The 21,199-nt window shown below is 60.0% G+C and carries 23 protein-coding genes and 1 tRNA gene; 16 read left to right on the top strand and 8 right to left on the bottom strand.

Annotated elements, in window-relative coordinates:
• The first annotated feature begins 114 nt into the window (after nucleotides 1-114).
• From WA845_RS15440 to WA845_RS15420, 5 genes are all read left to right on the top strand, one after another.
• Nucleotides 115-1,224 carry an RHE_PE00001 family protein gene (locus WA845_RS15440; protein ID WP_108081731.1) on the top strand — a complete coding sequence of 370 codons (1,110 nt, stop codon included), beginning with the start codon at nucleotides 115-117 and terminating at the stop codon, nucleotides 1,222-1,224.
• Nucleotides 1,225-1,471: 247 nt separating this feature from the next.
• Nucleotides 1,472-1,702, top strand: a complete 231-nt coding sequence (locus WA845_RS15435) for a helix-turn-helix domain-containing protein (protein ID WP_004437583.1) — start codon at nucleotides 1,472-1,474, stop codon at nucleotides 1,700-1,702.
• Between the two features lie 231 nt (nucleotides 1,703-1,933).
• On the top strand, nucleotides 1,934-3,184 hold the full coding sequence (locus WA845_RS15430) for an adenylate/guanylate cyclase domain-containing protein (RefSeq protein WP_112555336.1): 1,251 nt from the start codon (nucleotides 1,934-1,936) through the stop codon (nucleotides 3,182-3,184).
• 230 nt (nucleotides 3,185-3,414) lie between these two features.
• Complete coding sequence (gene iolG / locus WA845_RS15425; RefSeq protein WP_112555334.1) at nucleotides 3,415-4,407, top strand: inositol 2-dehydrogenase; 993 nt, start codon at nucleotides 3,415-3,417, stop codon at nucleotides 4,405-4,407.
• 292 nt (nucleotides 4,408-4,699) lie between these two features.
• Complete coding sequence (locus WA845_RS15420) at nucleotides 4,700-5,581, top strand: DMT family transporter (protein ID WP_112555332.1); 882 nt, start codon at nucleotides 4,700-4,702, stop codon at nucleotides 5,579-5,581.
• Nucleotides 5,582-5,604: 23 nt separating this feature from the next.
• On the opposite strand, the gene WA845_RS15415 is transcribed toward WA845_RS15420, so the two are convergent.
• Together WA845_RS15415 and rocF are read right to left on the bottom strand one after the other, a co-directional pair.
• The gene (locus WA845_RS15415) at nucleotides 5,605-6,660 is read right to left on the bottom strand and encodes an ornithine cyclodeaminase (protein ID WP_337322444.1); all 1,056 of its coding nucleotides are present in this window, start codon (nucleotides 6,658-6,660) and stop codon (nucleotides 5,605-5,607) included.
• A gap of 13 nt (nucleotides 6,661-6,673) precedes the next feature.
• The gene (gene rocF, locus WA845_RS15410) at nucleotides 6,674-7,594 is read right to left on the bottom strand and encodes an arginase (protein ID WP_006698143.1); all 921 of its coding nucleotides are present in this window, start codon (nucleotides 7,592-7,594) and stop codon (nucleotides 6,674-6,676) included.
• 130 nt (nucleotides 7,595-7,724) lie between these two features.
• Here rocF and WA845_RS15405 point away from each other — a divergent pair, with 130 nt between their 5' ends.
• Both WA845_RS15405 and WA845_RS15400 read left to right on the top strand, forming a co-directional pair.
• A complete protein-coding gene (locus WA845_RS15405; RefSeq protein WP_006698144.1) occupies nucleotides 7,725-8,162 on the top strand; it encodes an Lrp/AsnC family transcriptional regulator in 438 nt (145 codons plus the stop codon).
• Nucleotides 8,163-8,284: 122 nt separating this feature from the next.
• Nucleotides 8,285-8,358, top strand: a tRNA-Gln gene (locus WA845_RS15400).
• A gap of 58 nt (nucleotides 8,359-8,416) precedes the next feature.
• Here the strand turns inward: WA845_RS15400 and WA845_RS15395 are convergent.
• Nucleotides 8,417-9,259 (bottom strand): LysR family transcriptional regulator, encoded by an 843-nt coding sequence (locus WA845_RS15395; protein ID WP_174151138.1) that lies wholly within the window; start codon nucleotides 9,257-9,259, stop codon nucleotides 8,417-8,419.
• A 90-nt stretch (nucleotides 9,260-9,349) separates the two neighbouring features.
• Between WA845_RS15395 and WA845_RS15390 the strand changes: the two genes are divergently transcribed.
• Nucleotides 9,350-9,751 (top strand): tautomerase family protein, encoded by a 402-nt coding sequence (locus WA845_RS15390; RefSeq protein ID WP_034500184.1) that lies wholly within the window; start codon nucleotides 9,350-9,352, stop codon nucleotides 9,749-9,751.
• 44 nt (nucleotides 9,752-9,795) lie between these two features.
• Complete coding sequence (locus tag WA845_RS15385; protein ID WP_037090559.1) at nucleotides 9,796-10,689, top strand: DMT family transporter; 894 nt, start codon at nucleotides 9,796-9,798, stop codon at nucleotides 10,687-10,689.
• A gap of 14 nt (nucleotides 10,690-10,703) precedes the next feature.
• Here the strand turns inward: WA845_RS15385 and WA845_RS15380 are convergent, their stop codons facing one another.
• From WA845_RS15380 to bioB, 5 genes are read right to left on the bottom strand one after another with little or no spacing between them, the layout of a single operon-like run.
• Nucleotides 10,704-11,690, bottom strand: a complete 987-nt coding sequence (locus WA845_RS15380) for a beta-ketoacyl-ACP synthase III (protein ID WP_112555427.1) — start codon at nucleotides 11,688-11,690, stop codon at nucleotides 10,704-10,706.
• A gap of 37 nt (nucleotides 11,691-11,727) precedes the next feature.
• Nucleotides 11,728-13,020, bottom strand: a complete 1,293-nt coding sequence (locus WA845_RS15375; protein WP_112555328.1) for an adenosylmethionine--8-amino-7-oxononanoate transaminase — start codon at nucleotides 13,018-13,020, stop codon at nucleotides 11,728-11,730.
• A complete protein-coding gene (gene bioD / locus WA845_RS15370; protein ID WP_112555326.1) occupies nucleotides 13,017-13,655 on the bottom strand; it encodes a dethiobiotin synthase in 639 nt (212 codons plus the stop codon). The genes WA845_RS15375 and bioD overlap by 4 nt, the downstream gene beginning before the upstream one ends.
• Complete coding sequence (locus tag WA845_RS15365) at nucleotides 13,652-14,797, bottom strand: 8-amino-7-oxononanoate synthase (protein WP_112555324.1); 1,146 nt, start codon at nucleotides 14,795-14,797, stop codon at nucleotides 13,652-13,654. The genes bioD and WA845_RS15365 overlap by 4 nt, the downstream gene beginning before the upstream one ends.
• Nucleotides 14,794-15,804, bottom strand: a complete 1,011-nt coding sequence (gene bioB / locus WA845_RS15360; RefSeq protein ID WP_416220902.1) for a biotin synthase BioB — start codon at nucleotides 15,802-15,804, stop codon at nucleotides 14,794-14,796. The genes WA845_RS15365 and bioB overlap by 4 nt, the downstream gene beginning before the upstream one ends.
• Nucleotides 15,805-16,044: 240 nt before the next feature.
• Between bioB and WA845_RS15355 the strand changes: the two genes are divergently transcribed.
• From WA845_RS15355 to WA845_RS15325, 7 genes are all read left to right on the top strand, one after another.
• Nucleotides 16,045-16,491 carry an acetyltransferase gene (locus WA845_RS15355; protein WP_337322443.1) on the top strand — a complete coding sequence of 149 codons (447 nt, stop codon included), beginning with the start codon at nucleotides 16,045-16,047 and terminating at the stop codon, nucleotides 16,489-16,491.
• Nucleotides 16,492-16,758: 267 nt separating this feature from the next.
• Entirely contained in the window at nucleotides 16,759-17,187 is a 429-nt protein-coding gene (locus WA845_RS15350) for a hypothetical protein (RefSeq protein ID WP_112555425.1), read from the top strand.
• Between the two features lie 87 nt (nucleotides 17,188-17,274).
• Nucleotides 17,275-17,505 (top strand): hypothetical protein, encoded by a 231-nt coding sequence (locus tag WA845_RS15345; protein ID WP_004437539.1) that lies wholly within the window; start codon nucleotides 17,275-17,277, stop codon nucleotides 17,503-17,505.
• Nucleotides 17,502-18,980, top strand: coding sequence for a TolC family protein (locus WA845_RS15340; RefSeq protein ID WP_112555320.1), 1,479 nt, complete (start codon nucleotides 17,502-17,504; stop codon nucleotides 18,978-18,980). The genes WA845_RS15345 and WA845_RS15340 overlap by 4 nt, the downstream gene beginning before the upstream one ends.
• Nucleotides 18,981-18,994: 14 nt before the next feature.
• The gene (locus tag WA845_RS15335) at nucleotides 18,995-20,344 is read left to right on the top strand and encodes a multicopper oxidase family protein (protein ID WP_112555318.1); all 1,350 of its coding nucleotides are present in this window, start codon (nucleotides 18,995-18,997) and stop codon (nucleotides 20,342-20,344) included.
• A 35-nt stretch (nucleotides 20,345-20,379) separates the two neighbouring features.
• Nucleotides 20,380-20,856, top strand: coding sequence for a cupredoxin domain-containing protein (locus WA845_RS15330; protein WP_337322442.1), 477 nt, complete (start codon nucleotides 20,380-20,382; stop codon nucleotides 20,854-20,856).
• A gap of 23 nt (nucleotides 20,857-20,879) precedes the next feature.
• Nucleotides 20,880-21,164: a copper-binding protein gene (locus WA845_RS15325; RefSeq protein WP_004437527.1), complete on the top strand. Its 285-nt coding sequence runs from the start codon at nucleotides 20,880-20,882 to the stop codon at nucleotides 21,162-21,164.
• Nucleotides 21,165-21,199 lie beyond the last annotated feature (35 nt).

Here is a 21,199-nt window from a genome sequence, read left to right as displayed (position 1 = left end):
CCGGCATTTTCGCCACCCGTTTTTATCACGATTGCTGGGCAGAAACCATCGAAGGAAAACTGGACGACCTTGAACCGCCTTGTAAGCCGCGCCAGCTCAAACTAAAATATATCAATGATTTACGACATATCCGACATCCAGCTCGAAAAGCTCCTCATCGCCGCCGCCCGCGCGGGCGAAGCGCTGGCGCGGCTGGACGAGCGGATAAGCAGATCGCCGATGAAACAGGGCTTCATCGAAAGGCAGGATTTCACCGACGCCATCTCCTCCATGTGGGTGGACGGCGAACTCGTGCACATGGAAGACCTCGTGCTGCATGACGCCCATATGGATGTGCGTGCGCCAAGCCATGAAATGACGGCGGCACACCGAATCCTCCGCTCGCGGCGGCTGATCTTTGCCAATGCGGCCGGCTGGGCTTTCACTGCACCGGGTCTTTCCCGGCTGCGCGGCAGGGCGTCGCCCGCCGCCGAAGAGATGCTGCCCGCACGGCAGACCGTCGATCAGCCTGCGGGTGAGGAGGCACATGAGGCTGAGACATCGCTGGACGGCGCTTTTTCCGAACTCGACGCCCTTCTGGCGCGAAGCGCAGCCACGCTCGATGCGATCACCACGGGAAACGCGCTTCCGTCGATGCACAGGGAGGAAAGCCATGCGCTCATCAACGAGCCTGACTGGGACGAAGACGAACGGCTGAAAGAATGGTGGGACGTGCAGTCGCGGACGGAGGAACTGCCGGCAATTCTGCGCACCGCCATCCTGCTTGATTCCTGGAACATGATAGAGGTGCTCCAGCGCAGCCCCTGGCTTGGGCGGCTTCTGGCCTCGGCTTTTCTGCGCGACGGCGCTGTCACGCCCGATCACCTGCCGGCCCTGAGCGCCGGTCTTCGTGCCATCCCGAGGGAGCGGCGGCACGCCAGGAACCAGACACAGCGCATCCTCGCACTTCTCGACAGTTTTTATGAGGCGGCGCTGGCCAGCATGAAGGAACACGACCGGCTGAGCCACGCGCGGGAGCGGATGATGCGCAAGTTGGCCGGCCGCCGTTCCTCATCGCGATTGCCCGAACTCGTCGAGCTGGTCGTTTCCCGCCCTGTGGTCTCGGCAGCCATGATCGTGAAGGAACTCGGCACTACGCCACAGGGCGCAATCGGCCTCGCCAACCAGCTGGAATTGCGGGAGGTTACCGGTCGCGGCCGTTTCCGCGCCTGGGGCATGCTGTAGCGGCCCCTTGCAGACGATCCGGAAGGTAAAAGGACCGTTTCGCAGCCGCTTTCGCATGGAAACGTGCCTCGTCAATTCGGCGATCACGAATCTTAACAAAATTTAACTATTGCGTAGGTCAACGAAGCGGCTATGTTCCTCGCTGCGTTGCAACACCGATTTCTTCTCCGGCAACGCGGTCGCATTCGGCCCGGCAACTTTTCTCTGCCGCCCGCATTTAAGTGTCCATCATCAGGGAGATGCAATAATGACAATTTCAGTTTCACAACCCGATTCCGATCACGAAACCGATGCTCCTTTCGCCAAAAAGGTCCTGGCAGCGCGTAATCTTGCCGGCTATACGATCGAGCAGCTTGCCGTGACCTGTGGCCTCACAACGAGCGAAATACGTGCCCTGGAAGACGGCACGGACAGCGATCCCCTGCGCATTCGGCGTGTTGCCGCCGCGCTGCATATTCCGGTCGAAACCGTTATCTGATCTTTCCTATCGATCACGAAAAATCTCAGCGCCGCCGGGAAGATGTTCCCGGGAACATCGAGGCGGCGCACGCAGCCCGGAGGCTGCCGATTCTTTCGGAACATTTTCCGCATCCGCTCCCTTAACATTTTCGTTATCCGGCACCACATGCAATTCGCGAGCGGGGACGTTCAGCGACATTCGACATGTATCCCGCCCGCCGAGAGCAGCAACAACCTCCGGAATCCTGCCATGACATTTACGCTCGACACCGAAGAACGGGTTTCTTCAGCATTGGCTGAATTGTGGCCGGCGGAGAAAACCGAGACTCTCGACTGGCTGGTCACCGGCACCAAGGACGAACGCTTCATCGACGAAATCTTCGTGGAGCTTTGCAACCGCTTGCGGGCAAGCGGAATTTCGGTGGCGCGCGGCGTTCTAGCTTTCCGTATCCGCCATCCGCAATGGCTGGGCGCGCGGATTTTATGGAAAGACGGCATGTCCGAAGCCGAGATCGTCACTTATGGCTACGGCTCGGAAAACACCCCCGAATATCTTAACAGTCCGATCAGGGACATCCACCAGGGCGCCAGCGAAATCCGGCATCGCCTGAACGTCGACGCCATCGACGAAACAGGTTACACGATCTATGAGGAGCTGCGGTCGGAAGGGCTGACGGATTATTGCGCCTGGCCTATTGAGCACACGTTCGGCAAACGCCACGTCGCATCGTTTTCCAGCGATCGCCTCGGCGGCTTTTCCGACGAAGAGATCGTCGCGCTGAAAAACCTCCTGCCCGCGCTCGCGCTGGTAAGCGAGATTCGCCTGAAGAACAGGATGACACGCACGCTTCTGGAAACCTATGTGGGACCACATGCGGGCGAAAAGATCCTGAACGGCGCCACGACACGCGGCAGCGGCATGACGGTGGGAGCAGCAATCCTGATCTGCGACCTGCGCAATTTCACCCATATTTCCGATCTATGGCCGCGTGACGATGTGATCGAGCTTCTGAACGGTTATTTCGACGCCATGTGTGATCCGATCGAGGAATTTGGCGGGGAAATCCTGAAATTCATGGGCGACGGGCTGCTGGCGATCTTCCCGCTCAGCAACCCGGATGCTTGCGGAAACCTCCTGAAGGCCATTGCCAGGGCGCAACGGAGCCTGATCGCACTCAACGAGATCAACCGGCAAAAAGGCCATGACCCCTTGGGTTATGGCATCGGCGTTCATGTCGGCGATGTCATGTACGGCAATATCGGCTCGAAAACCCGGCTCGATTTCACCGTTATCGGACCCGCCGTCAACATCGCATCGCGGCTTGAGACGCTGACCAAGGAAACAGGGCGAAACGTTCTCTTCTCCGAAGAATTCGTGCGCATGGCTGGCAACGGGACCGGGTTCGAAAGTCTGGGCCCTTGGCTGTTGCGCGGCCTCGAAACCCCGGTCGAAGTTTACGCTCTTCCGCAAAATCCCGCATCGGCGCCCGTCGCCGCCTGATGGGCTGCGCCTGCTGCCCAGCTTGTAACGGCGCATTTTAAGCCGAACGGCATCTCCCCGACACCCTCCGGAGCCGATTTCGGCTGCCCTGCGCGACGTCAAATCGCTTGACACGCCATGCCTGTCGATCTAGCAAAATGGAACATATATTCTATATCGAAACATTGTTTGCATTCATATTCTGCCTGTCTGGGAGTGACGGGCGGACGTGTGAAGGAACCGGAGGAAAAATGGTTACGAAATTGGCCCTGCTTGGCGCCGGACGGATCGGCAAGGTCCATGCAAAGGCGATCACCACCGACAGCCGCGCGCAGCTGGTGGCTGTCGTGGACGCCATGGCCGGCGCTGCGGAAGCAATCGCGCGGGAGGCCCACTGCAAGGCCAGCACGATCGAGGAGGTTCTGGCCGACGAAACGATCGACGCGGTCATCATCTGCACGCCGACCAACACCCATTCGGATCTGATCGAGCGTTTCGCCCGCGCCGGCAAGGCGATCTTCTGCGAAAAGCCCGTTGATCTCGATGTTGCCCGCGCGGAAGCCTGCGCCAAGGTGGTGGAAGAGACCGGTGCAAAGGTCATGCTCGGTTTCAACCGGCGTTTCGACCCGCATTTTCAGGCTGTTCACAAGGCGATCGACGACGGCCGCATCGGCAAGGTCGAAATGGTGACAATCACCAGTCGCGATCCCGGCCCGCCCCCGGCCGAATATATCAAGGTTTCCGGCGGCATTTTCCGCGACATGACCATTCATGATTTCGACATGGCCCGTTTCCTGCTCGGTGAGGAAGTGGAAAGCGTGTTCGCCACCGGTTCCGTTCTGGTCAATCCGGAGATCGGCACACTCGGTGATTTCGACAGCGCCAGCATCATTCTGACGACGAAAAGCGGCAGGCAGGCGATTATTTCAAACTCTCGCCGCGCGACCTATGGTTACGACCAGCGCATCGAGGTACACGGTTCGCTCGGTTCGGCAGCGGCAGAAAACCAGCGCCCGGTTTCCATCGAAATCGCCAATGCGGATGGTTACACCCGGCCACCGCTGCATGATTTCTTCATGACGCGTTACACGGCAGCCTATGCTGCGGAAATCACTGCTTTCATTGACAGCATTGAAAATAACACCGCGCCCTCTCCTTCCATCAAGGACGGTTTGATCGCGCTGAAGCTCGCCGATGCGGCGCTGAAATCCGCAACGTCGAAAACGGTCGTGACGATCGCCTGAGGTAGCGGCCGTAGCGCCGCGCGTCTTGCCGAACCCTCTGTCCGCCGCGCAATTGTCGACGGCGGACAGCCGTGCCTTTTCCAAGGCCTCGCCAGCGGGCATATCGGGCACATCGTCCAGATCCCACATTGATCCGCGGCGCTCAAATCCACAACAGGCTGCTTCCGGGCTTGCATGGCTGCTATTCAGAAAATAAGGTTGTCTGACAAGGTGCGGCCATAACATATGGCCATATCCATCTCATTCACGCCGAATCCTTTTTTGCCGGCAAACTCCGGACAGCGGTTTTTCCATGCCATCAGCTAAGACCGGTTTTCTTTATGCGCTTGTCGCCTTCACGATCTTTGCGGCGCAGGATGGCATATCGAAACATCTGGGCAGCGCCTATCCACCGGTCTTCGTCGCCATGTTGCGCTACTGGGCCTTTGCCGTTTTCGTTCTGCTGATGGCGGCGAAGTCTTCAGGCGGCATTCGCGGTGCCGCCATCGCCAATCGCCCCTGGCTGCAGATCAGTCGTGGTGTCCTCCTTGCCGTACAGATCGTCTTTTCGATTTTCTCCTTCGCAATCGTCGGCCTTGCCCACAGCCATTCCATCATCGCTTCCGCCCCGCTCATCGTCGCGGCGCTTTCCGTGCCGCTGCTGGGAGAAAAAGTGGGCTGGCGGCGCTGGTGCGCTATTTTTGTCGGTTTCATCGGCGTTCTCGTTATTCTCAAACCCGATGGCGAAGGTTTCGACAAGAGCCTGCTGATCACCTTCGTCGCCGCATTCATGCTGGCGCTTTATGGTGTGCTGACGCGGCTCGGCAGCCGGAGCGATACGGCCATGACAAGCTTCTTTTATACCGGCGTGGCGGGCGCGGTCGCCCTGACGCTGGTTGGCCCGTTTTATTGGGTCAGTCTGGCGCCCCATGACTGGGGATGGATGCTGGCCCTGTGCATTACCGGCATGAGCGGCCATTACTGCCTGATTAAAGCCTTCGAACTGGCGGATGCGGCTTCCGTGCAGCCATTTTCCTATTACCAGCTCGTGCTCGTCTCCATCATCGGCGTCACCATCTATGGCGAGGTCGTGACTTCCAATATGGTGATCGGCGCGGCCATCGTCATAGCAGCCGGTCTTTTCACCATCTGGCGGGAACACATGACCGCACGGAAGGGTGGCCGGCAAGGCTGATATGCTTGCCGGCCGGAGCCCGCCTACACGAGAGCCGCCTCGCAGCGCAGCAGCATGCCGAAAAGATCCCGCGGCTCATCCGGGTCCGCCAGCAGGTCCAACTCCGTATAGAGCCCGGTGGACGGCAGTTTTGAGCGTACATAACGCAGCGCCGAAAAATCCTCAGTCGCGAAACCCACGCTGTCGAACAGTGTGATCTGCCTATCGTTTGCCCGGCCTTGCTGTTCACCCGTTATGACCCGCCACAGCTCGGTAACGGGGTAATCCGGCGGCAATTGCTGAATTTCGCCCTCAATACGCGTCTGCGGCGGATATTCGACAAAAATGTCGGATCGCAACAGAATATCCCGGTGCAATTCCGTCTTGCCGGGACAATCCCCGCCAACAGCGTTGATGTGGATGCCGGGGCCGACCATGTTGTCAGTCAGGATCGTCGCATATTGCTTGTCAGCAGTGACCGTCGTGACGATATCCGCGCCTTCCACTACTTCTTCCGCACTGTCGCAGATCTTGATGGCAAAGCCCTGCCCGGCGAGATTGCGGGCGCATTTCTCGCTGGCGGAGCGGTCGATGTCAAACAGCCGCAACGTATCGATGCCGAGAATGGCCTTGAACGCCCGCGCCTGGAATTCGCTCTGTGCGCCATTGCCGATAATGGCCGTGGAACGGGCGTTTTGGCGGGCGAGATATTTCGCCGCGACGGCGGAGGTGGCGGCAGTGCGCAGCGCGGTCAGGATCGTCATTTCGGTCAGAAGCAGCGGATAACCATTGCCGACATCGGAAAGCACGCCGAAGGCCGTCACGGTCTGGCGGCCTTCCTTCATGTTCTTCGGGTGGCCGTTGACATATTTGAAGCCGTAAAGCGTGCCATCGCTGGTCGGCATCAGCTCGATGACACCTTCCGTCGAATGGGAGGCGATGCGCGGGGTCTTGTCGAAGCTTTGCCAGCGACGGAAATCCTCCTCCACCACATCGGCGAGCTCACGCAGGAACGTGTCGATGCCCACCTTGAGCACCAGCTTCATCATGTGATCGACGCTGACGAAAGGCACGATATTGAGGTTTGGTATCACGGTCATCACATCACCCCTTTCAGCCGGCCCGCGTCGGACGGTCCATGACCCGCTTGCCCATCAGGCTGGTGGCAAGATCCACCATCAGCGTCGCGGTCCTGCCGCGCTCATCGAGAAACGGATTGAGTTCCACGAGATCGAGGCTGCAGACCAGCCCGCTGTCATGCAGCATCTCCATGACAAGATGGGCTTCGCGGAATGTCGCGCCGCCCGGAACCGTGGTGCCGACAGCCGGCGCGATGGACGGCTCCAGAAAATCGACATCGAGGCTGACATGCAAAAGCCCGTTTGCCGCCTGAACCCGCGCCAGGAATTCACGCAGCAGCACGGCAACGCCATGCTCGTCAATCGAACGCATGTCGTGAACGGTGATGCCGCTTTTTTCCAGAGCGGCTCTCTCGGCAGGGTCGACGCTGCGGATGCCGATCATGCCGATATTCTCTTCCGGAACAGCATGGGAAAGCGGCGGGAAATAACCGGAAAAACCGTCACGCCCGCTGAAATAGGCGACCGGCGTGCCATGCAGATTGCCGCTGCGTGTGGTTTCAAGGGTGTGATAATCTGTATGAGCATCGAGCCAGAGGACGAAGAATGGCCGACCCGTCTCAGCCACGCGGCGCGCCATGCCGGCAACCGTCCCCGCCGAAATCGCATGGTCGCCGCCGAGGAAGATCGGCACGGCGTCCGCGCTTTCGCGATAGGCCGCTTCCGTCAGCGCCTCTGTCCAGGCCACTGTCTCGGAAAGATGGTGTACGGCAGGATTCGGATGGCAAAATTCCCGAAGCGGCGCGGGCGTCACATTGCCCGTATCCACCACCCGATGCCCCAGTTCTTCGAGGGCATGGGCAAGCCCCGCGACGCGATAGGCGCTCGGCCCCATTTCGCATCCCAATTGCCCGGCCCCGATCTGCAACGGCGCACCAACAAGCCTGATATCCATTCCCGTCCTCATTTTTCCTACCGATAACTTCACTAGACCACGGAGACATGGCAGAACGAACATCAAAGATTGGCAATATTATCGAAATAAGCTACCGTTTTGGTAAAATCATTTTATCGAAATGGCAGGTATGGACAAACTCGACGAACGCCTCATCACCCTTCTGCGGCATAATGGCCGGCGCAGCATCTCCGACCTGGCCGTGGAGACTGAAACCTCGCGCGCGACGGTTCGCTCGCGCGTCGAAAGAATGGAAAATGACGGTACGATCATCGGTTATACCGTTATCCTGCGCGCCGACGCCGTTGAAGCCGCAATCCGCGGCATCATGATGATCGAGATCGAAGGCCATGTGACGGACCGCGTCATCCGCACACTCGGCGGCTTTCCGGAAATCTCCGAAATCCACACCACCAACGGCCGCTGGGATCTGATCGTGGAACTGAATGCCGCGACACTTAGCGATTTCGACGCCGTGCTCCGCCGCATCCGCCTCGTGCCCGGGATTACCGGCAGCGAGACCAGCCTGCTGCTCTCCACCCCGCGTTCCACCCGCGCAAGGCTCTGACACAGAGACGAAACGCAAAAGCAGGATAAAACGCATTTTTCGATTTTTTCGACTTGCGCCCCGGAATAAATCATCTATATGACGACCCACCAAAGCGAACGCGACAACGCGTTTCAGGCATTTGGGGAATAGTTCAATGGTAGAACAGCGGACTCTGACTCCGTCGATCTTGGTTCGAATCCAGGTTCCCCAGCCAACACCTTAACTCCCTTTACATCCTCGATTTTTGTCTCGTAGCGGATATCATTCCGACGCTACTCACCCGCGGCCGATATCGCGACGGCGAGCGCCCTGATGGCTGAGGCGTGGGCCGGTGTACGCGCGCGGGAAAGAAGCACGATGTCAGAGATTGGCAACGGTGGCAGGCCCAGCTCGGGGCCGCGATCCGGCAAGCCTCGCGCGCTGATCTCGCCGAGGGCTGCGATGCCTGCGCCGGCAAGCACTCCTTCCAGAAGCGCAGAACAGCTTCCAGCGGTGAACGCATCGCGCCAGGCGACGCCAGCCTTTCCGAGCTCGGCTATCGCAATATCCCGGACACCACACCCCGCCCCAAGAGAGACGAGCGGAACGGCGCTATTGGTGCGCGGTCGCCAGTCCGGGGCCACACGCCATCCCAGCCTGTCGGTGCGCAGCACTTCGCCATCGGACCCGCCGCCATTGCGACGGATGATGGCGGCATCGGCCAGTCCGGAAGCGAAGCTTTCCTTCACCCGCCGGGAAAAACCCAAGGTCACATCAATCACAGCATTGGCCGGCAGCGACGCGCGCATTGCTCTTATCGCCGCCGAAAGGCGGGTCCCGATCGCGTGATCGCTGGCCGCCAGTGCAAAGTGCAGCGGTGGCTCGTCACTGAAGTTCAGCGCATCCTCATGTTTGGCCAGCAGCTCGCGGGCCTTCGGCAGAAACACCTGCCCATCCTCCGTCAGCCGAAGGTGGCGTGGCGAGCGGTCGATCAACCGTCTGCCGAGACGCTGCTCCAGCATCTTCAGCTTCTGACTGACGACGGGCTGCACGGTTCCCGCAGCGTCGGCCGCCCTAGTCAGGCTGCCCAGTTCAACGGCGAAAATGAAGAGGCGGACGCTTTCAAGGTCAATCATATAAAATCGCTATGAATAGAATAGTATTCATTATCTTCTCATTATGATGAAATTTACGCAAGGTGGTTTTCGGCAACAAGGAGAAACACCATGCCCATGATCAAAACCCGCTACACCAAACCTCAAGACGCTGACGATCCGAAGCTGGAAATCGCCGCTCTCCTGTCCCGGTTGACTGCGGACATCCTGCACAAAGACCCGGCGGTTACCGCCGTTCTCGTCGAAAGTGCCGATCCCGCCGACTGGATCATCGCCGGATCGAGCGTCGCCGAACAGAAGGTCGGCACATTTTATGTCGAGGTTTCGATTACCGATCACACAAACATCAAGGACGAGACGACCGAATGGGTACGCCGTGTTTATGAAGAGATGAACAGGCTGCTTGGCCCCGTGCACGAAGCAAGCTATGTGCTGGTTCACGCCGTGGATGGCGACACCTATGGTTATGGCGGACAAACGCAGAACCTGCGGTGGGCGCGCAAGCACGCATGATCGGGGCGGGTGAATAAGAAAAGCCCGCGGAGCAGTGGAACGAGATGGTACTCTATGAACTGGCCGCCGTGGGCGCTGCAACCTGCTGGGCGATAACGGGACTGCTCGCCGCCCGCCCGGCGGGGCATCTTGGTGCGCTTGCCTTCAACAGGACAAGGCAGCTTTTTGTCGCCTCGGTGCTCGGTCTTTACGTCCTCGCTTCAGGAACCTGGCGGGACCTGCAACCGGATGCGCTGTGGGCGCTGTTGCTTTCCGGCTTCATCGGCATCTTCGTTGGCGACACGCTGCTTTTCACCTGCCTCAACCGGCTGGGGCCACGCCGCTCCGGAATCCTGTTTGCGCTCAACGCTCCCATCGCCGCCGTGCTTGGCTGGGCTGTTCTCGGGGAACAGCTTTCCGTGACAGCCATAGCCGGCATAGGACTCACCCTTGCGGGCGTTCTGCTGGCCATCCTTTTCGGCAAGCGCAAGTCGCAGCTGCACGCATGGGAAAGCGTGAAGGGACCGCTCTGGCTCGGCGTCCTCGTCGGCCTTCTCGCAGCTCTCAGCCAAGCCGTTGGCTCGCTGATCGCGAGGCCTGTGATGGCAGCAGGTGTCGATCCCATCGCCGCGTCCATGCTGCGGGTGGGCGTCGCCGCAATCTGCCTTACGATGTTGACAATGCTCCCCATCAAGGCCGTAAAACCCAAGGGGCCATTGACGGGCAGCATTTTCCTCCAGACGGCGCTGACCGGCACGATCGCGCTCGGCTTCGGCATGACGCTGCTGCTGTTTGCGCTTTCTGGCGGAAAGGTCGGCATTGTCTCCACACTTTCGGCCACCACGCCGGTCATCATCCTGCCATTGCTCTGGCTCAGAACCGGGGAGCGGCCCGCATCTGGTGCGTGGGTGGGAGCCGCTCTTGTCGTTATCGGCATGGCGCTCGTGTTCTGGCGCTGAAGGCCGCCGCAGGGTTAGATGCGATAAACAACCGCTCCGCCCGTCATGCCCGCGCCGGCTGCCGTCAGAAGCAGGTTTTCGCCGCTCGCGAAAGGTCGTCCGCGGTTAGTCATGGACAGCGAAAGCGGGATGGTGGCGGCGGAAGAATTGCCGAAGCTTTCTATGGTGCGAACCGTCTTTCCCCGCTCGATACCAAGATTGCCACAGACGGCATCAAACATGCGGGCATTGGCCTGATGCGGTACGAAACGGCCGATATCGGCTGCGGTCAGTTCCGCCTCTTCCAGCACGCGCTGTGAGGTCTCGCTCATCAGCGCCACGGCGCGGGAGAAAACCTCCCGGCCATCGCGCATCGTCATCAGGGCATCTTCGGCGGACATATCAGCGCAAAAGGGCCGGCTGCTGCCGCCTACCGCAATCTGGATGAGATCGTAACCGCTTCCATCGGCAACCAGATCGGCCGACAACAGCCCGCGTTTCGCCTCAGGGCTAGGGGTGAGCACCACCGCGCCGGCGGCATCGGCAAACAGGACGGCGCTCGCCCTTTCCGCCGGATTGATGCGACGGCTGAGAATATTGGCCGCGACAACAAGGACGGCGCGGCCATGGGTACGGACAAAACCATCCGCGAGGGTGAGCGCATAAAGAAAACCGGAACAGGCGCCAGCAAGATCGATCGCACCGGAGCGCGTCAAACCGAGCCTGTGTGCCAGCAGCGGCGCGGAAGGCGGCAGAAGATGGTCCGGCGTGGAGGTGGCAAGCAGCGTAAGCGCAATGTTATCGGGATCGATCTTGGCATCCGCCAGCGCCATCCGGCCCGCCTTTTCCGCAAGGCCACTCAACGTGTCGTCCTTCTCTGCCCAATAACGGGAGCGAATGCCGGTGCGCCGCTCGATCCAGCCGGCCTCCAACCCGAGGTTGGCCTCTATTTCGGCATTGCCGACGCAACGGGCAGGAACGGCATGGCCGAAACCAGCCATACGGGAAGTGCGTGTCTGCATTATCATGACTTTCGCAACGGTCCTGGCATCTCCATTCCTAGCTCCCGGCGGCGCGCGAATTTACCGGTGCAGCCTGAGTAACGATCCCGGCAACCTCACCGATGACGTCAAAGGCGCGTGTCAGGTCGTCAGGCGTCGAACAATAGGGCGGCATCAGGTAAAGTACGTTGCCGAGCGGGCGGATGAGGAAACCGCGCTCGCGAAACAACTGGCGCATGCGTGGCCCCGCTGCGGAAAGATACCCCCCAGCCGGCACCACAAGATCGAGCGCGGCGATGGTGCCCGCCTGCCGGATATTGGCGAAACGGCCATCATCTGCAAATCGCCCGATATTATCGCCCAGCGCCTGTTGCACCTGCCCGATGCGCTGGAGAACCGGTTCATCCCGCCAGACCTGAAGATTGGCGACGGCAGCGGCGCAGGCGATCGGATTGGCCGTATAGGAGCTCGAATGGAAAAAGGTCTTGCGACGGTCGGTCGAAAAATGCGCATCGAAAATCTTTGCGCTGCACAGCGTTGCCGCCAGCGGCAGGGAACCGCCTGTGAGCCCCTTGGACGTGCAGAGAATATCCGGCGAAATTGCCGCCTGCTCACAGGCAAACAGGGTTCCGGTCCTGCCCCAACCGGTCATCACCTCATCGGCGATGACGAGGCAGCCGTGGCGTTCGGCTATCTGTTTCAGCCCGGCAAGAACATGGGCGCCATAGATCTTCATGCCGCCGGCTCCAAGCACCAGCGGTTCGATCAGCAGGGCGGCAATGCGGCCCGAGCGGCAATAGACCTCGAACATATCCAATGTGCGCTGCTCGCTGCCCGCCTCCGGGAAGGCCAGACGGTCGACGCCGAAAAGCAGCGGCTCATAGGCGGCATTGAACACACCGCGCTCGCCTGTAGACATGGTGCCGATCGTATCACCATGATAGCCATGCTCCATCACCACGATACGATCGCGCTTTTCACCGCGATTGTGGAAATAACCGAGCGCCATTTTCAGCGCCACCTCCACCGCCGTCGAGCCGCTGTCGGAATAAAACACATGGCTTAGTCCGGCAGGTGCAAGCTCGATCAACCCCCGGGCTAACGTCTCGGCCGGTTCATGGGAAAACTCGGCAAAAATAACCTGGTCCAATGTCTCGGTGGCGGCGCGGATGGCCGCCATGATCGCCGGATGCCGGTGCCCGTGGGTGGTGACCCACCAGGATGAAATGGCGTCGAACAGGCGATTGCCATCCTCATCCACCAGAAACGCCCCTTGCGTCGAGACCACATGTTTCATCGGCGGTTCCAGCCCATGCTGGGTGAAGGGATGCCAGACCGGGGAACGGCTCATTCCGGTGCCTCCAGAAAATCAGCGAGATTGAAGTGTTGGGCGAAGGCCTGATGCAGCGCGTCGCTGGTCAGATCCGCCAGGCGTGGCAACCGGCCGAGCGGACGCACCGCGCCTATATTCGAAATAACGCGCTGGTTTTCCCTGTCTTCATCACCGATGAAAACCACGCCCTGCACCGGAATGGCGCGTTGCCGCAACGCCTCGAGCGACAGCAGCGTGTGGTTGATGGTGCCGAGCGCGGTTCTGGCGCACAGAATGAGCGGAATTTGCCAGCGGGCAAAGATATCGACGAAGAGCACGCTCTCCGTCAGCGGCACCAGAAGCCCGCCTGCCCCTTCGATGACAAGCGGCCCATCCAGCCGCGGCGGCCGTAAAAATGCGGGATCGATCGTGACATTGTCGAGACGAGCCGAAAGATGCGGCGAGGCAGGCGTCTTCAACCGATAGGCTTCCGGCAGGATGCGCGTAGGTGCGACGCCGGCAAGCCTTGCAACCGTCTCGCTGTCGGTTTCTTCCTCAAGCCCTGACTGTACGGGCTTCCAGTAATGAGCCTTGAGGGCATGGGTGAGCGCTGCAGCAAAAACCGTCTTGCCGATGCCGGTATCGGTGCCAGAGATGACAAAACGGGGGCTCATGCTGCATGCTCCCGCAACGAGAGGGCAAGCAACCCGATCATGGCGGCAATCTGGCTTTCCTCCAGATTGAGCGTGATGGCGATGCGCAGCCGCGCCGTGCCTTCCGGCACCGTCGGCGGGCGGATCGCCCGCACATCGAAGCCCCCTTGCCGCAGCCGCGCGGCAATCTTCAGCGAGCGTGCATTGTCGCCGATCATCACCGGAAGGATCTGTGAACCGCTTGGCGTCACGCCGAGTTGGCGCTGTAACTCCTCGCCAGTAAAACTGACCAGTTCTGCCAGTCGCGACCGCCGCCAGGGCTCGTCCGCGACGACGCGCAGGGCTTCCCGCACCGCCGCCGCCATCAGCGGCGAAGGGGCGGTGGAATAGATGAACCCGCGGGCGCGGTTGACGAGGTAATCGGCAAGAACCGCAGGCAGGTTCAAAAGCGCGCCGGAGGCCCCGAGCGCCTTGCCGCAGGTGTGAAGCGCCACCACATTGCCACGGCCTTCCAGTGCCGCAGCAAGTCCACGCCCACCGGGGCCGAAGACGCCGGTGGCATGGGCTTCATCGACAACCAGAAAACCACCATGCCGTTCGGCAAGATCGGCAAGCGCCGCGAGCGGCGCGCAATCGCCATCCATGGAATATAGGCTCTCGGCAGCGATCCATGGTCGCCCCTCACCGCCCGCCTGCCGCCAGCGGATTATTTCCCGCTCGAATGCCTCAACCTCATTATGCGGCACAGCCACCGCCTTGGCCTTTCCCGCCGCAATGCCATCATGCACGCTGGCATGGATAAGGGCATCATGTAGGACAAGATCGTCCCGCAGCGGCAGGGTGGAAAAAAGCGCGACATTGGCGGCAAAACCGCTGCTGAAATAGATCGCTTTTTCGGCCCCGAAGAACGCCGCCGCTTCCGCTTCCAACGCCTCGTGTTCGGGGTGATTGCCACGCAGCAATCGCGAGCCACCGGCGCCCACCGGCACGCCTCTTGCCATGGCATCAACGATTGCCGCCTTCAGGCGCGGCGCTTCGGCAAGGCCGAGATAATCGTTCGAAGTGAAATCGACCCCCTCGCGCGGTGCAAGCGCACGAAGCCGCGATTTGCGGCTGAGGCCAGCAAGCTTCGCCTCATAGGGGGAGAGCGCCGCGAGGTTCACCGGCAGCCTCCTGCTTCCACAGGCGGCAATTCCATTGGCTTGAGGCCGAGTCGGCGGAAGAGCGCCGTATCGTGATCTTCCCCCGGATTATCCGCCGTCAGCAGCGTTTCGCCGATGAAGATGGAATTGGCGCCGGCCAGGAAACAGAGCGCCTGCATCTCATCGCTCATCTCGGTACGCCCGGCAGAAAGCCTTACATGCGAACGCGGCATCAGGATGCGGGCAAGCGCGATAGTGCGGACGAATTCGATCGGATCGACAGGATCGGCATTGGCCAGTTTCGAGCCGGGGATCGGGATCAGCATGTTGATCGGAACGCTTTCCGGCGGAGCCGGAAGGTTGGCGAGCGTCACCAGCATCGAAATCCGGTCCTCGACCGTCTCCCCCATGCCGAGAATGCCGCCGGCACAGACTTTGATGCCGGCATCGCGGACATTGGCGAGCGTCGCCAGCCGGTCCTCGAAGGTGCGGGTCGTAGTGATCTCGGAATAAAACCGCTCTGACGTATCAACGTTATGATTGTAATAGTCCAGCCCGGCATCGGCCAGCCGCTCGGATTGTTCCGGCGTCAGCATGCCGAGCGTCATGCAGGTTTCCATGCCGAGCGCTTTCACGCCTTCGACCATGGCGACCACAGCCTCCATGTCGCGCTCTTTGGGATTACGCCAGGCCGCGCCCATGCAATACCGCGTCGCCCCACCCTCTTTTGCCTTGCGCGCCTCCGCCAGCACCCGCTCGACTTCCATGAGTTTGGAAGCCTTCAGACCGGTCGGATTTCGGGCGGACTGACTGCAGTAACTGCAATCTTCGGGGCAGCCGCCCGTTTTGATCGAAAGAAGCCGGCTCATCTGGATTGCATTGGCATCAAAATGACGCCGGTGCACCTGCTGCGCTCGAAACAAAAGATCGTTGAAGGGTAAATTATAGATAATTTTTGCCTCCTCAACGGCGGGATTCGTTTCAGTATCGCTCAAAGCAGCCGGTTTTTCGTTAGTCCGCAGTGCCATCTGATCCATACGTCACTCCCAATCCTTAAATAAATAGATAGAACTTGTTTTTATCTATTTTTTTCCGATGGCGTTTTGCAAGCACTTTTTTCTTGAGAGTTTTTTTCGACGCGAAAGGCAGACAGGATCGATCGGGACAAACAGGCAGCATTTCGAGGGTGGCAATTCCCCACATATTTGCCCACGAAAAGATCGAGCAGGCCCATGGCGCGAAACCGTCCGAATTGCTAAAGCTCGGGAATGATATCACTTCGCACCTCCACCAATGGCGACGCGGCGCCCATCCTCGACATATGGAGCAGGGCCGTTGACGCAACCCACGGCTTTCTACTTCCGCAGGATCGCGTTGCGATCGGCGAGGAAGTCAGGGCATTTTTGCCGCAGGCGCCGTTGACGCTTGCCGTCGACGAGACAGACCGCGCCCTGGGTTTCATGTTTTTGCATGAAGGCCATATGGAGGCGCTGTTCATCGATCCGGACCATCACGGCAAAGGCATCGGCAAGGCCCTGGTGGAAAGTGCGCTTGCGCTTCACCCGGCACTGACAACCGACGTTAACGAGCAAAACGGCGAAGCACTGGGCTTTTATCGCCGGCTGGGCTTCAAGCCGACGGGACGCTCCGATCTCGACGGACAGGGGCGGCCCTATCCGCTCATCCATCTTCGATTTCGCCCGACGGAAGAATAGACCGCCGGCGGCGCGGGGATGATAGTGCCATGCACACCATCGCCGATTTCCGAGCCCGCAATTTCTGCGACGGAGCCGCTTTGGGCTACCTCCTCCCGACTTCATCGCCGACGCCGATATTACCCGCATCGTCGGCGAAAGGGCCGCATCGGGCTGTGGTCGTTCGCATGAAATCGGATGGGCGATCAGCTTCACATCAAGGTTTTCATCAATGGTTATGAACCATATCCATTGACAAATCACTGGACAGCGGCTTTTCTAAAGGCCATGCGTGAAACGTTGCGAGCATCGAAATTGCTGGCCCTTATGTTTAGACTGGTGATGATCCTATCACTGGCTTGCTACAGCGTTTCCACCGTGAACGCCGCAATGCATGGTCCCGACGCCGGAGGAACGCAGCACGCTCAATCCGCCACGATGGATCACAGCAAGATGATGGATCATGGCGGCTCGGCGATGATGTCCGACACTCATGGTCGCCACGGCGTCCAGGACCTGCAGGGAATGTCCGACGAGGACGGTGGTGTCAAAAAAACCGCGAAGCCACAATGCTGCGGCGATTTCTGTCTCGGCATGGCGGTTCTGATCGATCACGGCACAGTCGGCACGCCCGTCGTCAGCGGCATCCGCTCCTTCCTCGACGACAGCAAGGCGCTGGGGCAGACCCCGCTTCTTCACCGCCCCCCGAACATCTGAACAGGCAAAGCCCGCCTTTGGGCAATGACCGTGCGTGAGCGGCTGTAACGCCGCTACGCCGTTACATCTCCTGTTCGGAAACGACCCATGAACCCAATTTATATTGTGGTTGCGGCGCCCCTGCTTCTGGGCGGCTGCACAGCCACATCGATGATGAATGACGCCGCCTCCTATGACGACGCGGCAAACCCGACGCTTGCCGTCGCCCCCCTTCGCTACCAAAGCCCGGTCTCGGCTTACACGGCCCGCATGCCGGTCGATCCCAAACCCTGGCGTGACCAGAACGATGCGCAGGCTCCAAAAGGAGACGCATCATGACACCACGTGCATTCAAACTCGGCGCAAAACTGGCAGCCGTTCTATCCATGCCGCTTTTTCTCAGTGGCTGTGTCTCGGCCGCACAATATGCGGCGTCGGATGCTGGGTTCATCAATGTTTCGGCAAAGACATCGGAAGCGACCGGAAAACAGGCCATCTGGGTGCAGAACCGGGTCGAAGCGCAGGCAACACAGGCCCGCGTCAAAAGGCTGATGGCGGCCAGCAAGGTCCTAGATGCCGAAACCGCCGTACAGGTTGCGCTGCTGAACAACAAGGGCCTGCAGGCGGCCTATGCCGATCTGGGGGAAGCCGCCGCTACCGCCTGGCAATCGACCATGCTGGTCAATCCGCGGGTCGGCATCGGGCTGACGGGGATCGGCACCCCCGGCCTCAGGGCCTATAAGTCAATCGAGGGTGTGGTCGTCACCAATATCCTGGCACTCGCCACCCTCAAGCAGAATGTGGCGATTGCCGATACCAACTTCCGCAAGGCGCAGCTTGCCGCCGCGCTGAAAACGCTGCAACTGGCGGCAGATACGCGCCGGGCATGGATCAACGCCGTTGCCGCCCTCGAAAATGTCGGCCAACTGGCGCAGGCGCAGACCGCGGCGGACGCCGCCTCTGAACTCGCCAAGAAGCTTGGCGAGGCGGGTTCGCTCAATAAGGAAGGCCAGGCCCGCGAGCAGGTGTTTTATGCCGAGTTGACGGGCCAGATCGCCAGGGCGCGACTTGAAGCCCGCCTCGCCAAGGAAGAACTGACGCGGCTGATGGGTCTATGGGGAGCGGATATCGAATACGCCATTCCCAACCGCCTGCCGCAGCTTCCAAAAACACTCGCCAAGCGTGACATGATCGAGGCGGAGGCGCTGCAACGCCGCATTGATCTGCAGATGGCAAAACTCGATCTTGAGGCGACCGCGCGCTCCTTCAAGCTCACGGAAGCCACCCGCTATGTCACCGATCTCGAGTTGCGCTCCGGTTTCGAGACCGAGCGCGAGTTGGAAGACGGCGAAAAGCACAAGCAGACGACCGGCAACGCGGAACTGGAATTCGTCATTCCGATCTTCGATTCCGGCCAGGCGCGCATGCGGGAATCCGAGCTCGCTTATATGCGTGCAGCCAATCTGCTGGCGGAAAAGGCGGTCAATATCCGCTCGGAGGCCCGCTCGGCCTATCAGGCCTATCGCTCGAATTACGATATCGCCCGGCATTACCGCAACAGCGTGGTGCCCCTGCGCAACAAGATCGAGGAAGAGTCGCTGCTGACCTATAACGGCATGCTCACCAACACGTTCGAGCTGCTGGCCGACAGCCGCGAGAAGGTCAATTCAAACCTGCTGGCCATCAATGCCAAACGCGACTTCTGGCTCGCCGAAGCCGGCCTCGCCCCTGCCATTTATGGCGGCGGCGCAGGCGCGTCTGGCGGAGAGACCGAGGTTGCCGCCGCTTCCGGCGGCGGTGGTGGCGGACATTGAGAAAGGGAAAGACCATGTTCAATAGAAGACAACTTCTGGGCGTCAGCGCCGCGATGGTCTCCTCGGCGGCCTGGGCGAAAACCTCCAACAGCAGCCTGCCGGAAGCGGCAGTGATGGAAACGGCGGCAACGCAGGCGCCGGTAAAGCCCACCGCCGGTCCCGATTATAATCCCGTCGTCACCTTGAATGGCTGGACCCTGCCCTTCCGGATGAACAATGGCGTCAAGGAATTCCACCTTGTCGCCGAGCCGGTGGAACGCGAAATGGCCGAGGGCATGACTGCCCGTCTATGGGGTTACAACGGCCAGTCACCGGGCCCCACCATCGAGGCCGTGGAAGGCGACCGGGTGCGCATTTTTGTTACCAACAAGCTGCCGGAACATACGACGATCCACTGGCACGGCATGATCCTGCCATCGGGCATGGACGGGGTGGGTGGACTGTCGCAGCCGCATATCCCCGTCGGCAAGACCTTCGTCTACGAGTTCGACCTCTTGAAGTCGGGCACCTTCATGTACCACCCGCATTCGGACGAGATGGTGCAGATGGCGATGGGCATGATGGGCTTCTTCGTTGTCCATCCGAAGGACCCCACCTTCATGCCGGTGGACCGCGATTTTGTGTTCCTGCTCAACGCCTTCGACATCAATCCCGGCACCTCCGTCCCCAAAATCATGACGATGACGGATTTCAATCTTTGGGCATGGAACAGCCGGGTGTTTCCGGGCATCGATCCGCTGGTGGTTTCCAGGGACGACCGGGTGCGCGTGCGCGTCGGTAACCTGACCATGACCAACCATCCGATCCACATGCACGGTTACGATTTCGAGGTGACCTGCACGGATGGCGGCTGGGTGCGGCCGGAGGCGCGCTGGCCGGAGGTCAGCATCGATATTCCCGTCGGCGCCATGCGGGCTTATGAATTCGACGCCAAATATGTCGGCGACTGGGCGATCCATTGCCACAAGTCACACCATACGATGAACGCCATGGGACATGACGTCCCCACCTTCATCGGCGTCGACAAAAAAAGCGTCACCGAAAAGATCCGCAAGGTCCGGCCGGAATATATGCCGATGGGCACCGCCGGCATGGCCGACATGGGCGCGATGGAAATGGAAATCCCCGAAAATACCGTTCCGATGATGACGGGGTGGGGCCCGCACGGCCCGATCGAAATGGGCGGAATGTTCTCTGTCGTGAAGGTTCGCGAAGGCATTTCCGCGGGCGATTACGCAGACCCCGGCTGGTACGAAAATCCGCCCGGCACGCAGGCCTGGGAGTGGACCGGCGAATTGCCGGACAGCCAAAAGAACACCGACCCCAAAACGCAGATCACGCCGCATCCGATGAAACACGGCTGAATATGACCCACCCTTACAAACCAAGGAACAATGACATGACCGGACTGAAAATTGCACTGCTTCTCACCACTCTTGCCACGCCAGCGCTCGCATCCGGCACCCACGGCGGCGGCCATGAAGCGATGGCGGTGGGCGAACCGGGCGACAAGGCAAAGGTGACCCAGACCATTCAGGTGACGATGAAAGAGACACCCGATGGCAAGATGCTGTTCACGCCCGCCAAATTCGAATTCAAGAAGGGCAAGACGGTTCGCTTCGCTGTCAAGAATGCCGGCGAGCTGGACCATGAATTCATCATGGACGAGCAAAAAGCCAATCTGGAGCACAAGGCTGCAATGGCCAAGGCGCCGGAGATGGAACACGACAACCCGAACGCTATCACCCTCGCGCCGGGAGAAAGCGGCGAAATCATCTGGAAATTCACCAATGACGGCATGTTCGAATTCGCCTGCCTGAAACCCGGACATTACGAGGCCGGCATGCGCGGCGATCTCAAAGTATCCGCCAAGTAACCCACGACCGAAGGAATCTCACCATGAAGACCGTCATTAAGATCACCGTCGCAGCCGCACTTCTACTCACCGCTCCATTCAGCGCATTTGCAGAGGAATTCACCAAGGGAACAGTCAAGAAAGTCGATGCTGCCGCCAAGAAGGTCACGATCATCCATGAAGAACTGAAGAACCTCGACATGCCAGCCATGACCATGGTGTTCCGCGTCAAGGACGATGCGATGCTCGAAAAGCTCAAGGAAGGCGCCAATATCGAGTTCATCGCCGAACGCGCCGACGGCAAGCTTGTCGTCGCAAAGGTGAAATAAGGCTGCCATCATCTGCGCAGAAGAAACGGAAGGGG

The sequence above is a fragment of the Agrobacterium sp. CMT1 genome (assembly GCF_037203725.1).
Classification (GTDB): domain Bacteria; phylum Pseudomonadota; class Alphaproteobacteria; order Rhizobiales; family Rhizobiaceae; genus Agrobacterium; species Agrobacterium pusense.
The sequence above is the reverse complement of the archived record's forward strand: the minus strand, read 5'-3'. Positions and strand labels throughout refer to the sequence as shown.